The sequence below is a fragment of the Agrobacterium sp. LMR679 genome (assembly GCF_027157905.1).
Lineage (GTDB): Bacteria > Pseudomonadota > Alphaproteobacteria > Rhizobiales > Rhizobiaceae > Agrobacterium > Agrobacterium leguminum.
Window position 1 is genome coordinate 2776651 of the sequence record NZ_JAPVOJ010000002.1, and the last position, 12708, is coordinate 2789358.

11 protein-coding genes are annotated in these 12708 nt (G+C 61.6%); 8 read left to right on the forward strand and 3 right to left on the reverse strand.

What is annotated here, in order from left to right; genetic code table 11:
- Window positions 1–29 precede the first annotated feature (29 nt).
- From O3W47_RS24215 to O3W47_RS24240, 6 genes are all read left to right on the forward strand, one after another.
- Window positions 30–1922, forward strand: a complete 1893-nt coding sequence (locus tag O3W47_RS24215; RefSeq protein WP_269314758.1) for a peptidylprolyl isomerase — start codon at window positions 30–32, stop codon at window positions 1920–1922.
- 16 nt (window positions 1923–1938) lie between these two features.
- Complete coding sequence (gene trpD / locus O3W47_RS24220; protein WP_269314759.1) at window positions 1939–2955, forward strand: anthranilate phosphoribosyltransferase; 1017 nt, start codon at window positions 1939–1941, stop codon at window positions 2953–2955.
- 10 nt (window positions 2956–2965) lie between these two features.
- The gene (gene trpC / locus O3W47_RS24225) at window positions 2966–3781 is read left to right on the forward strand and encodes an indole-3-glycerol phosphate synthase TrpC (RefSeq protein ID WP_269314760.1); all 816 of its coding nucleotides are present in this window, start codon (window positions 2966–2968) and stop codon (window positions 3779–3781) included.
- 7 nt (window positions 3782–3788) lie between these two features.
- Window positions 3789–4280: a cyclic pyranopterin monophosphate synthase MoaC gene (moaC, locus tag O3W47_RS24230; RefSeq protein WP_003522743.1), complete on the forward strand. Its 492-nt coding sequence runs from the start codon at window positions 3789–3791 to the stop codon at window positions 4278–4280.
- Entirely contained in the window at window positions 4281–5498 is a 1218-nt protein-coding gene (locus O3W47_RS24235; RefSeq protein ID WP_269314761.1) for a molybdopterin molybdotransferase MoeA, read from the forward strand.
- A gap of 506 nt (window positions 5499–6004) precedes the next feature.
- Complete coding sequence (locus O3W47_RS24240) at window positions 6005–7075, forward strand: GGDEF domain-containing protein (RefSeq protein ID WP_127756920.1); 1071 nt, start codon at window positions 6005–6007, stop codon at window positions 7073–7075.
- A 226-nt stretch (window positions 7076–7301) separates the two neighbouring features.
- Here the strand turns inward: O3W47_RS24240 and O3W47_RS24245 are convergent, their stop codons facing one another.
- The 3 genes from O3W47_RS24245 to O3W47_RS24255 all read right to left on the reverse strand — a co-directional run bounded on the left by O3W47_RS24245 (window position 7302) and on the right by O3W47_RS24255 (window position 10422).
- Entirely contained in the window at window positions 7302–7910 is a 609-nt protein-coding gene (locus O3W47_RS24245; RefSeq protein ID WP_080816895.1) for a pyridoxamine 5'-phosphate oxidase family protein, read from the reverse strand.
- 54 nt (window positions 7911–7964) lie between these two features.
- A complete protein-coding gene (locus tag O3W47_RS24250) occupies window positions 7965–9776 on the reverse strand; it encodes a monovalent cation:proton antiporter-2 (CPA2) family protein (protein ID WP_080816894.1) in 1812 nt (603 codons plus the stop codon).
- Between the two features lie 277 nt (window positions 9777–10053).
- A complete protein-coding gene (locus O3W47_RS24255) occupies window positions 10054–10422 on the reverse strand; it encodes a gamma-butyrobetaine hydroxylase-like domain-containing protein (protein ID WP_003522738.1) in 369 nt (122 codons plus the stop codon).
- Window positions 10423–10529: 107 nt separating this feature from the next.
- Between O3W47_RS24255 and moaA the strand changes: the two genes are divergently transcribed.
- Together moaA and O3W47_RS24265 are read left to right on the forward strand one after the other, a co-directional pair.
- On the forward strand, window positions 10530–11579 hold the full coding sequence (gene moaA, locus O3W47_RS24260) for a GTP 3',8-cyclase MoaA (RefSeq protein ID WP_137453158.1): 1050 nt from the start codon (window positions 10530–10532) through the stop codon (window positions 11577–11579).
- Between the two features lie 160 nt (window positions 11580–11739).
- A complete protein-coding gene (locus tag O3W47_RS24265) occupies window positions 11740–12708 on the forward strand; it encodes a DMT family transporter (protein WP_003522736.1) in 969 nt (322 codons plus the stop codon).

The window sequence follows — 12708 nt, forward strand, 5'->3', positions numbered from 1 at the left end:
GATGACGTTCCTGTGAGGTTTGCATAACGATGCTCGATTCCCTGAGAAATGCTTCTCGAACCATGGCAGCCAAGCTGCTGCTTCTCCTGCTTGTTGTCTCTTTTGGCATCTGGGGCGTTTCCGCATCGCTTGTCACCGCCAATTCCCACGCCGTCATGACGGTGGGCGACCAGACGGTCAGCCCCGAGGAATTCCGCCTCGCCTATCAGCGCCAGATTTCCGATCTCAGCCGCCAGTTCGGCACAAGGCTGACGACCGAACAGGCCAAGGCCTTCGGCATCGACCGTCAGGTCTTCAGCCAGCTTGCGGCCGGTGCAGCGCTTGACGAGCTGGCCTCGAAGATGAATCTCGGCCTTTCGGAAAACCGTCTCGCCAACCTCATTGCCGAAGACCCGGCCTTCAAGGCGGTCAACGGCCAGTTCGACCGCAATCTCTTCAGCGAGCGCCTGCGCAATTCCGGTTTCCGCGAGGATGACTATATCAAGGAACGCAGCAAGGTCGCCGTCCGCAGTCAGATCGTCGAAGCCGTCTCGGATGGTTTTGCCGCACCGCAGGTGCTGGTGGATGCGCTGAAGCAATATCGCAACGAGCAGCGCGCCGTCGATTACGTCATTCTTTCGAACGCCGTCATTCCGCCGGTCAAGGCGCCGGGCGACGACGTGCTTGCTCCCTGGTTCGAAACCAACAAGACGAAATATCGCGCGCCCGAGTTCCGCAAGTTTACCTATGTGAAGCTTGAGCCATCCGATATCGCCGATCAGGCCGCCGTCACCGACGCCCAGATCGCCGATTATTATAACAGCCACAAGGACAGCTTCCGCACCGCCGGCCGTCGCACGGTGGAGCAACTGACCTTCCCTGAAAAGGAAATGGCAGAGGCCGCCGCCGAGCAGATCCGCCTCGGCAACACCACCTATGACCAGGTGGTGAAGGATCAGGGCAAGACCGCTTCCGACGTCACGCTCGGCGAATTCACCAAGGATACCATCCCCGACCAGTCGATTGCCGACGCCGCTTTCGCCATCCAGAAGGACGGCGGTGTGTCGCCGGTGGTCCAGGGTTCCTTCGGCCCGGTTCTCCTGCGCGTCACCGGCATCAAGCCGGAAACGACCCGCACGCTGGAAGAGGCGAAGGAAGATATCCGCAAGGACCTCGCCACCGCCGCCGCTGCGGAAGAAATCACCAATGTTCACGACCGTTACGAGGATCTGCGCGCCGGCGGTTCTTCGCTCGCCGATGCGGCAACGCAGCTGAACCTGAAACCCGTCACCATCGCCGCCATCGACGCTTCCGGCCTCGATGAAAAGGGCGATGCGGTTCAGGGCCTGCCTTCCCCGCAGCTCGCGCAGGAGGTCTTCAAGACCGAACCCGGCACGGAAGCGCTGCCGATCAATCTCGGCCGTGAAGGCTACATCTGGTTCGATGTCGACCAGATCATCGCCGCCCGCGACCGCACGCTTGCCGAAGTTCGCGACGATGTCGTGGCCGACTGGACGGCGGAGCAGCAACGCAACGCGCTCGCCGCCAAGGCCGAGGAACTGAAGGCGCGCGTCGAAAAGGGCGACACGCTGGAAGCCGTGGCCGGTGAGCTGAGCCTCGCCGTCGAACAGAAATCCGGCCTGCGCCGCAACAGCGAAGACGCTATTTTCGGCCAGCAGACCATCGCGGCGGTCTTCTCCGGCGCGGAGGGCAAGGTGGGCACGGCGGCCGATGCCGACGGTTCCAGCCGTATCCTCTTCAAGGTCACCTCGGTCGACACCAATGCGCCTGCCGACGCGCTCGCCAATGACGACCAGCAGTTCGCCGCCATTGCCCGCGCGGCCGGCGACGACATGCTGGACCAGATGGTCAACCGCCTGCAGAATGACTATGGTGTCACCATCAATCAGGCCCTCGCCGATCAGGCGATGGTCGGCTTCTAACCCGGGGGGCGACAAGATGGCCGAACTGAAGCCGCTGATCGCCAAGGTCGCAAATGGAGAAAGCCTGAACCGCGAGGAATCGCGGGCGGCTTTCGACATTCTGATGTCGGGCGAAGCCACGCCGTCGCAGATCGGCGGTTTCCTGATGGCGCTGCGCGTGCGCGGGGAAACGGTGGACGAAATCGTCGGCGCCGTCTCCTCCATGCGTTCCCGCATGCTGCCGGTTTCGGCCCCCGCCAATGCCATCGACATCGTCGGCACCGGCGGTGACGGCATCGGCACCTATAATATCTCGACGCTCGCCTCGATCATCGTCGCCGGCACCGGCCTGCCGGTCGCCAAGCACGGCAACCGGGCGCTGAGCTCCAAATCCGGCACGGCGGATGCGCTCTCGGCGCTCGGCGTGAAACTCGATATCGGTCCGGAACTCATCGCCCGCTGCATCAGCGAGGCGGGTCTCGGTTTCATGTTCGCGCAGCTGCACCATTCGGCCATGCGCCATGTCGGCCCAAGCCGCGTCGAACTCGGCACGCGCACGATTTTCAACCTGCTCGGCCCTCTCTCCAACCCGGCCGGAGCCAAGCGGCAATTGCTCGGTGTCTTTTCGCCGCGCTGGCTGGTGCCGCTTGCCGAAGTGCTGCGCGATCTGGGTTCGGAAAGCATCTGGGTCGTGCATGGCGACGGCATGGACGAGGTGACGACCACGGGCGTTACCCATGTCGCGGCACTGGAAAATGGCAAGATCCGCACCTTCGACCTGACGCCGAAGGATTTCGGTGTCGAGCCCGCTTCCATGGAAGATCTGAAGGGCGGCGACGGCATTGCCAATGCGGCGGCGCTGCGCGAGGTTCTGTCCGGCAAGCGCAACGCCTATCGCGACGTGTCGCTGTGCAATGCGGCCGCAGCGCTGGTTATCGCCGGCAAGGCGGAGACACTGTCTCAGGCGATGGCGATCGTCAGCGAAGCGCTGGACAGCGGCAAGGCCGCAGCCGCGCTCGACCGTCTGGTTGCCGTGTCCAACGAGGAAGAATGAGAGCGAGATCATGAGCGACATTCTGAAAAAGATCGAGATTTACAAGCGCGAGGAAATCGCCGCCGCCAAGGCGAAGGTTTCGCTGGCCGATCTGAAGGCCATGGCCGCAGACCAGAGTGCGCCGCGCGGTTTCTACAGGGCGCTCCGGGCAAAGCAGGCCGAAGGCAAGTTCGGCCTGATCGCCGAAATCAAGAAGGCCAGCCCCTCCAAGGGCCTCATCCGTCCGGATTTCGATCCGCCGGCGCTGGCCGTCGCCTATGAAGCCGGTGGCGCCGCCTGTCTTTCGGTGCTGACGGATAGCCCAAGTTTTCAGGGTGCGCCTGAATTCCTGACCGCCGCCCGCAATGCCTGCGCCCTGCCGGCGCTGCGCAAGGATTTCATGTTCGAGACCTATCAGGTCCATGAGGCCCGCGCCTGGGGCGCGGACTGCATTCTCCTCATCATGGCCTCGCTTTCCGACGACGAGGCGAAACGCCTTGAAGATGAGGCTTTCGCGCTCGGCATGGATGTGCTGGTGGAAGTACATGATGAGGAAGAAACGGAACGGGCGCTGAAGCTCGCCTCGCCGCTTCTCGGCATCAACAACCGCAATCTGCGCACCTTCGAAGTCAGCCTCGAAACCAGCGAGAAGCTCGCAGGCCTCGTGCCGGCGGAAAAGCTGCTGGTCGGCGAAAGCGGCATCTTTACCTTCGAGGATTGTAAGCGTCTCGAAAAAAGCGGCATCGGCACCTTCCTCGTCGGCGAAAGCCTGATGCGCAAGGATGATGTGACGGCGGCCACCAAAGCCCTTCTGACCGGCCAATCCGGCATTCTGGCAGCGGAATGATGCAGCGATGAGCGAGGCTGGAAAGCTCACCCATATCGATGCGGGCGGCGAGGCGCATATGGTCGATGTCGGCGACAAGGCCGAGACCGTCCGTGTCGCCGTCGCCGAAGGCTTCGTGAAGATGAAGCCGGAAACGCTCGCGCTCATCCGCGAAGGCAACGCCAGGAAGGGCGATGTCATCGGCACCGCGCGCCTCGCCGGCATCATGGCCGCCAAGCAGACGGCAAACCTCATCCCGCTCTGCCATCCGCTGATGCTGACAAAGGTGGCGGTGGACATTGCCGAAGACGCCGCCCTGCCCGGCCTGCGGGTCGAAGCGCTGGTGAAACTGTCCGGCAAGACCGGCGTGGAGATGGAAGCGCTGACCGCCGTATCCATCGCCTGCCTGACGATCTACGACATGGCCAAGGCCGCCGACAAGGCGATGGAAATCGTCAATATCCGCCTTCTTGAAAAGAGCGGTGGCAAATCCGGCGATTTCCGGCGACAGGAGACTTGAATGAAACCGCTGCTGCCCGTGGATGAGGCCATAACACGCCTTCTGGAAGCAGCGGTTCCGGTGACCGAAAGCGAAACCCTGCCGCTCGCCGAATGCGATGGCCGGGTTCTCTCGGCCGATCTCATTGCACGCCTCACCCAGCCGCCCTTCGATGCCTCGGCCATGGACGGTTATGCGCTGCGCAGCGCCGATGCGACGGCGATCGGCTCGGTCCTCACCGTCATCGGTCAGGCCGCCGCCGGCCATGCCTTTACCGGCACGGTGGGTGAAGGCCAAGCCGTGCGCATCTTCACCGGCGCGCCCGTGCCGCGGGGTGCGGATACCATTCTCATTCAGGAAGATGCCGAAGTGCTGGAGGGTGGCAAAATCCGCACCGCCTTCGACGTCACCGCGGGGCGACATATCCGCCCGCGCGGACAGGATTTTACCGAAGGCGAAGCAGCCCTGAAGGCCGGGCGGGAACTCGGTTTCACCGACCTGACGCTCGCGGCGGCGATGAACCATGCCGCGCTCACTGTCTATCGCAGGCCGCGCATCGCCATACTCGCCACCGGCGACGAGTTGCTGCCGCCGGGAAGCGCGCCGCAGCCCGCGCAGATCATCGCCTCCAACACCTTCGGCGTCGCAGCCCTTGCCCGGCAGGCGGGTGCGGACGTTCTCGATCTCGGCATCATCGCCGATGATGACAGGCTGATCCGCGCCGCCATCGGCAAGGCCGTCGCGGCGAAGGTCGATGTGCTGGTAACGCTCGGCGGCGCCTCCGTCGGCGACCACGACCTCGTGCAGGCTGCTTTGAAAGCGGAAGGCATGCAGCTCGATTTCTGGCGCATCGCCATGCGTCCGGGGAAACCGCTGATGGTCGGGTCCATCGGCACCATGCAGGTTCTGGGCCTGCCCGGAAACCCGGTTGCCAGCCTCGTCTGCGGCCTGCTGTTCCTCGAACCGCTGCTCCGCAGCATCGCTCGCCGCACGCCGCTGCAACGCACGACCACCGCCCGCACCGCCACGCCGTTGAAAGCGAATGATCACCGGCAGGATTACCTCCGCGCCCGTTTCAGCACGGACGAAAACGGCCTGCTGGTGGCGGAAGCCCATGCGAAGCAGGATTCATCGATGATGAAGATATTGGCCCATTCCGACGGGCTGATCGTGCGCCCGCCAAATGCGCCGGCGGCGGCGGCCGGGGCGGAATGCCCGGTCATCAGGCTGAAACCCTGACACGCATGCGATGCGGCCGGACCTGCGGCCGGCAGCATAACTGACCTCTTCCTGAACCCTACCGAATGGTTGCCGCGCCGTCACAAAACGGCGCTGCCGCGTGCCGCATGGCACAGAAACCGAAGATAAGACTGTAACATTCCTGTATCCCGGCACGAATGATCAAAAAAACCGCCTATAGGCAGGATTTCCACGAATTCAAAAACCACCGCGCCTTTCCGCCGCGGGATTATTTCTCTATATTGTTGTGCCAAAATAAATCACACGAATCCCGTTATTGGGATTGACAGAATAAATGCGATGCTGTCACCAAGGCGAATAGTAGAGGGAAAAAATTCCGGAATTCTTCAAAATGAAAATTACTTATATTTATCAATTAAATAAAATAAAAAGTGACAAAAATGAAGTTTCCGGGCACAAAAATTAGTTTCCCATAAATTAAGCTTTCCAAAACGAGCTTCATAATAATAATCATAGTCGATAAGCAGACTCACTGGAGTTTCTTGATGAACACGGCATCCACGCCCAAAACCACGGGGCCCGACATTGCCGGGCAGATTGCCTATGCCATGCGGAGCATGGGTGTTTCGCCGATCCCGCGTAACTACAGCCTCTTTTACGAAGCCTATATCGGTTCGAACCCTGCCCTGACGAAGGATCTGGCCGCACTCGGAAACCGGGTCACGCAGGAGGATCTGGACGAGCTGTCCTCGCGTTACGGGGAAGGCAATCCCGCCCGGTCCATCGATGATGCGCATGAGAAGCTCAGGCGCGAACTGGAGGGTCTTCTGGGCACGCTGAGGCGCGAACAATCCTCCATCGAAAACTACAACAGGATTCTCGGCGAAACGCGCCAGCGCATCGATGACAAGAACGCCGCCAGCAGCAATATTCTGAGGAATGCGATTTTGCTGCTGGCCGAGGCCACCGGCTCGAAGATCATCGACGGCGAAAAGGCCTTCAACGATGTCAACCGCCATGCCGAGGAAATGCATCAGGTGCGCCTGGAGCTGGATGAGTACAAGCGCATCGCCAATACGGATTCGCTGACGCGTCTCTCCAACCGGCGCGCCTTCGACGACCGGCTGGCATCCGTCTATGACAGTTCCATCGGCCTGCAATATACCACGCTCGTCCTGCTCGATATCGATCATTTCAAGCGCATCAACGACACTTTCGGCCATCCGGTCGGCGACAAGATTCTCGCCACCGTCGCCTCGGTCATCCGCGCCAATGTCCGCAAGGATGGTTTTGTCGCCAGAAGCGGCGGCGAGGAATTCGCCATCATTCTGGACGGCAATACGCCGGAAGAGGTGATGGTGATGTGCGAGCGCATCCGCCTGTCGCTGGAAAGCACGCCCTTCCGCAATTCGAGATCGGGCGCCGACTACGGCACGGTGACGATCTCCCTCGGCTTCGCTTCCGCCGCGCAGGCCGCCAACCCGAGCGAGCTTTACGGCCATGCCGACACCGCGCTCTACCATGCCAAGGAAACCGGCCGAAACCGCTCCGTCTATTACGAGGACGGCATGCAGAAGAACTATACAGGCAAGAACTGGCTGATTTATCGGACGTAAGAAGGATGGCGTGCGCGCCACTATCTCCTCCGTCATGCCGGACTTGATCCGGCATCCAGTCACGGCGCGTCTGCGCCGTGAAAAGAGTCTCTTGCGATCAAGGACTTGATCGCGCTAGACCCCGGATCCAGTCCGGGGTGACGGAGTGAGACGCTCCGCTTTCGCCAATGGCGTAAGCCTTGCGAGGATTGCCTCAGCGACCCGATGGTCGCGTCGGTACTGCGCCTCACCACATGGTCTTCGCCGCCCGCGCCGCCCATTCCCTGTCATAGGTCTCCTGATCGAATTCGGCTTTAGCCGCCTTGAGCAGAAGACCGGGTGTCGGAAGCGAGGCCGGATCGACGAAATTATCGGGGTTCCACAGTTCCGAGCGCATCAGCGCCCGGGCGCACTGGAAATAAACTTCATCGATTGTCACCACGATGACGGTGCGCGGATGTTTACCATCCATCTCGAAGCTTTCCAGCAGGTCGGGATCGACGGAGACCACGGCGCGGCCGTTGATGCGCATCGTCGTATTCGAGCCGGGTATCAGGAACATCAGCGCCACGCGCGGATCGCGCACGATGTTCAGAAGCGAATCGACACGGTTATTGCCGCGCCAGTCCGGCAGAAGCACGGTCCTCTCATCGGCCACCCGAACCACGCCGCCCTTGTCGCCGCGCGGCGAACAGTCCATGCCTTCCGGCCCGACCGTCGCCAGCGCCAGGAAGGGCGAAGTCTCGATCATCAGCCGGTATTCGGCCGTCAGCGTGGCTGTCACCTTGGCGATCGATGCCTCGCTCGTGCTGTCATAGATGGCCTTCAATTCCTCAACCGTGCGAATGATCGTCATGTCCGTTCCTATCCCTGCCAATTCCCTCTGTCGCCGCCGAAAGACCGGGGCGTCCTATTCCTCTGCGGCTTCCGCCTTTTCCCGCTCGGCCCGCTCGCGCGCGGTGCGGGCGGCAACGAGGTCGGCAGGCTGGGCGTTGCCACGGATCAGCGAACGGCCGGCATAAATGCCGCCGACGACTTCCATGGCGAAACGTTCCTCGTCGCGGTCGCGGAATTCTTCCACCAGACGCGCGGCGTCTTCCCGCTCCTCGCCCATGGCGCCCAGCACTTCCTCGCTGAAATTCAGCGCCGATTCCAGTGTCTCGCGGATCTGGTAATCGACGCCGGCCTTCAGCAGATCGATCGCGTGGCCGCGGTCGTAAGCGCGGGCGAGAACCGGAACCAGCGGGAATTCGTGCTTGACGATTTCCGCGATCCTGACGGCCGCCTCCTTGTCATCGACACAGATAAGCACGGCACGCGCCGTGCTCGCGCCGGCAGCATGCAGGATTTCCGCCCGCGAACCGTCGCCATAATAGACCTTGAAACCGAATTCCGCCGCATCGCGAACGAAGTCGGCATCCTTGTCGATCAGCGACAGCGTGTAGCCCCGCGCCAGAAGCGGCTGGCTGACGATCTGGCCGAAACGCCCGAAGCCGATCAGCAGAATGCTGCCCTCAACATTTTCAGGCACGTCGAGATCATCGGTATTGGGAACCGCCGCCGGCACCAGCCTGTCATGCAGAATGACCATCAGCGGCGTCAGCACCATGGAGATGATGATGGTCGCCGTCAGGATTGCGTTCGCCTCCCGGTCGAGAATGCCGGCGCTGACGGCGGCCGAATAGAGCACGAAGGCGAATTCGCCGCCCTGCGCCATCAGCACCGCCCGTTCCAGGCTTTCGCGCCGGGTGGTGCCGAGCGCCCGCGCCACGCCATAGATCAGGAAGGCCTTGAGCAGCATGTAGCCCGCGACGCTGATGACCACGAGCTGCCAGTTGGAGGCGATGACGGCAAGATCGATCGCCATGCCGACACCGAGGAAAAACAGGCCGAGCAGGATGCCGCGAAACGGCTCGATATCCGCTTCCAGCTGATGGCGGAAGGAGGATTCCGACAGCAGCACGCCGGCAAGAAAGGCGCCCATGGCCATGGAAAGGCCGCTGACCTGCATCAGAAGCGCCGAACCCAGCACCACCAGCAGTGCCGCGGCCGTCATCACCTCCCGCGCGCCGGAAGCCGCGAGCAGGCGAAAGAACGGGTTGAGAAGATAACGCCCGGCAAGGATGAGCGCGCCGACGGCGGCAAGCGCAATACCGACGGAAGCCCAGCGCTCCGACGCCGTCACATGTTCGCCGCCCGAACCGAGGAAGGCGACAAGCGCGAGCAGCGGCACGATGGCCAGATCCTCGAACAGCAGGATGGCGATGATGCGCTGGCCTTTCAGGCTCGACATGCTGTTGCGCTCCTGCAGCATCTGCATGACGATCGCCGTCGACGTCAGCACGAAACCGGTGCCGGCGACGAAGGACATGATGACGGGAAAACCGAGACCGACCCCGATCAATGTCAGGCCCGCCATGCAGACCAGCACCTGCAGCGCACCCAGCCCGAAAATATCCTGCCGCATCGACCACAGCCGCGACGGCTGCATTTCAAGGCCGATGATGAACAGGAACATCACCACGCCGAGTTCCGCTATATGCAGAATGGCCTGCGAATCGGAGAAAAAACCGAGACCGTAAGGCCCGATCACCAAACCGGCGGCCAGATAGCCGAGCACCGAACCGAGGCCGATGCGCTTGAAGATCGGCGCGGCGACAACGCCTGCCGCCAGCAGTACGACCACCTGGGCCAGATCATTTCCGTTCGCTTCTACAGCCACACGCCACCCCGTTTAAATAGTGAGACAAGAGCTTTGCCCTCGTCCGATTATCGGCAACGCGCAAGAACATTTCCTCCGTCATGCCGGACTTGATCCGGCATCCAGCCACGGCGCGTCTGCGCCGTGAAAGGACTCTCCCGCGATCAAGGACTTGATCGCGCTGGACCCCGGATCAAGTCCGGGGTGACGAAGCGCGAATGCAACAACGTTGCCAAACGCAGCAGTTCTTCAACCCCTTGCCATCATTCTCACGAGGGCGTCTCCCTCGCTGTTTTCTCTACCGGTATCGCGGTTCCCTGCTCAAGCCCTTTTCGGCGAGCTGCCGCTCATAATCCGCAAACAGCGCATCCCCGGTCTCACCCAGTTCCTTCAGATATTTCCAGGTGTAGATGCCGCTATCGTGGCCATCGTCGAAAACGATGCGAACCGCATAATTGCCGGTGGCGACCATGGAACGGATGGTAACATCACGTTTGCCGGGCACCGTGACCTTTTGTCCCGGCCCATGGCCCTGCACCTCGGCCGAGGGCGAAAGCACGCGCAGCATCTCGGCCTGAAGCCGGTAAACGCTTCCATCATCGAAGGAAACGGTCAATTCGCGCCGGTCTTTCGACACAAGCAGCTCGGTCGGCCAGGCATCGCTCATTTTTCACTTCCGTAAGCTTATGATATGCGTCAGAATTACGGACTTGCCTCACGATAGGCAAGCCACTACATCATTTGAAAGGCGCATCGCGCAATGAGGATGGAGACGTGAACAGTTTCCCCGGATCGCTTGAAAAAGCGCAATTCCTGACGGAAAACAACGCACCGATGATTGATCCCTTCGGCCGCGCCATCACCTATCTGCGCGTTTCCGTCACCGACCGTTGCGATTTCCGCTGCACCTATTGCATGTCCGAACACATGACCTTCCTGCCGAAGAAAGACCTTCTGACGCTGGAAGAGCTCGACCGGCTCTGTTCCGTCTTCATAACGCGCGGCGTGCGCAAGCTCAGGCTCACCGGCGGCGAGCCGCTGGTGCGCAAGAACATCATGTCGCTGGTAAGGAACCTCGGCCGCCATATTCGCACCGGCGCGCTGGAAGAATTGACGCTGACCACCAATGGCTCGCAACTTGCCAAATATGCTGATGAGCTGGCCGATTGCGGTGTCAAGCGCATCAACGTCTCGCTGGACACGCTCGACCGCGACAAATTCCGCCATATCACCCGCTGGGGCGATATCGACCGCGTCATGGAGGGGCTCGACGCCGCCCAGGCCGCGGGTATCAGGGTCAAGCTCAACGCGGTGGCGCTGAAGGACTTCAACGACGCCGAAATTCCCGATCTCATGCGTTTCGCCCATGGTCGCGGCATGGACCTGACGGTGATCGAAACCATGCCGATGGGCGAGATCGAGGAAGACCGGACCGACCGCTACCTGCCGCTTTCGCAGTTGCGCGCCGATCTGGAAAAGAGCTTCACGCTCATCGACAGCGATTACCAGACCGGCGGCCCCGCCCGTTACGTGACGGTGAAGGAAACCGGCGGCCGGCTCGGCTTCATCACGCCCATGACGCATAATTTCTGCGAAAGCTGCAACCGCGTCCGCCTCACCTGCACCGGCACGCTTTATATGTGCCTGGGCCAGGATGACGCCGCCGATCTGCGCACCGCGCTGCGCGCCTCCGACAGCGACGCCTATCTTTCCAGCGCCATCGATGAAGCCCTTCTGCGCAAGCCGAAGGGGCATGATTTCATCATCGACCGCACCCACAACCGGCCTGCCGTCTCCCGCCATATGAGCGTGACCGGCGGCTGAGACTGTTTCTCGTCCACCCACCCATATAAACGGTTGAAATGCCGGCTGTGCCGTGCCACGTCTCTTTACATGGAGGAATGCGCGGTGACGCCGGAAAGGCGGCCCAAATCGCCCCGAAGGGGCGGCCGGGAAAACCGCGCATGGTCTGGGATATTTTGGAATGGCATTGACGGACAATACGCGCGGCGCCCTGTTGATGGCGCTCGCCATGGCAAGCTTCACGGCCAATGACGCCCTGACGAAATCCGTCACCCCCTATATCAACACCGGCCAGATCATGTTCGTCCGCGGCATCATGACGGTGGTGCTGATCTACATCGCCGCCCGCCATTTCGGCGCGCTCCGGCCGCTGAAAACCCTCATGCGCCCCATCATCATCCTGCGCTGTCTCTGTGAGGTGACGGCGGCCGTGCTCTATCTGACGGCGCTCGGCCTCATCGAATTTTCCAATGCCTCGGCCATATTGCAGTCCCTGCCCCTGGTGGTGACGCTGGGTGCGGCGCTGTTCCTGCGCGAACCCGTGGGCTGGCGGCGCTGGGTGGCGATAATCGTCGGTTTTATCGGCGTGCTCGTCATCATCAGGCCCGGCCCGGAAGGCTTCACGCCGGGCGCGCTTCTGGTCGTCGCATCGCTCGCCGTCACCGCCGCGCGCGATCTGCTGACCCGGAAAATGTATGCCGATGTGCCCTCGCTCGCCATCACCGTCATCACCGCCTTCGTCAACATGGCGGTGGGCGGCCTGCTGATCGTGCCCTTCGGCGGCTGGCAACCGATGAACTTCATGATCGTATCGCATCTGGCCGCTTCGGCCATTCTGGTGCTCGTCGGCTATCAGGCGATCATACTGTCGATGCGATCAGGCGAAATCTCCTTCGTCGCGCCGTTCCGTTATACCGGCCTGCTCTGGGGCTTCATGATCGGCGTGTTCTTCTTCAACGAAAAGATCGACAATTACACCATCGTCGGCGCCATGATCGTCATCGGTTCGGGCCTTTATACTTTCTATCGCGAAAGCCTGCGCAAGCGCTCGCAGATGGCCAAGCGCGCAGCCGCCACACCCACCGCCGCGACCACGGTACGGCCGGCTTCCGTAACGAAAACTGCCGTTACGGAAGAGGCGGGAGAATGA

What these genes read in the sequence shown, in the direction of transcription:
- moaC (WP_003522743.1), top strand. Translation starts at nt 3,789, where the DNA reads ATGAGCGAGGCTGGAAAGCTCACCCATATCGATGCGGGCGGCGAGGCG.
- O3W47_RS24245 (WP_080816895.1), bottom strand. Translation starts at nt 7,910, where the DNA reads ATGACGATCATTCGCACGGTTGAGGAATTGAAGGCCATCTATGACAGC.
- trpC (WP_269314760.1), top strand. Translation starts at nt 2,966, where the DNA reads ATGAGCGACATTCTGAAAAAGATCGAGATTTACAAGCGCGAGGAAATC.
- O3W47_RS24235 (WP_269314761.1), top strand. Translation starts at nt 4,281, where the DNA reads ATGAAACCGCTGCTGCCCGTGGATGAGGCCATAACACGCCTTCTGGAA.
- O3W47_RS24255 (WP_003522738.1), bottom strand. Translation starts at nt 10,422, where the DNA reads ATGAGCGATGCCTGGCCGACCGAGCTGCTTGTGTCGAAAGACCGGCGC.
- O3W47_RS24240 (WP_127756920.1), top strand. Translation starts at nt 6,005, where the DNA reads ATGAACACGGCATCCACGCCCAAAACCACGGGGCCCGACATTGCCGGG.
- O3W47_RS24265 (WP_003522736.1), top strand. Translation starts at nt 11,740, where the DNA reads ATGGCATTGACGGACAATACGCGCGGCGCCCTGTTGATGGCGCTCGCC.
- O3W47_RS24215 (WP_269314758.1), top strand. Translation starts at nt 30, where the DNA reads ATGCTCGATTCCCTGAGAAATGCTTCTCGAACCATGGCAGCCAAGCTG.
- trpD (WP_269314759.1), top strand. Translation starts at nt 1,939, where the DNA reads ATGGCCGAACTGAAGCCGCTGATCGCCAAGGTCGCAAATGGAGAAAGC.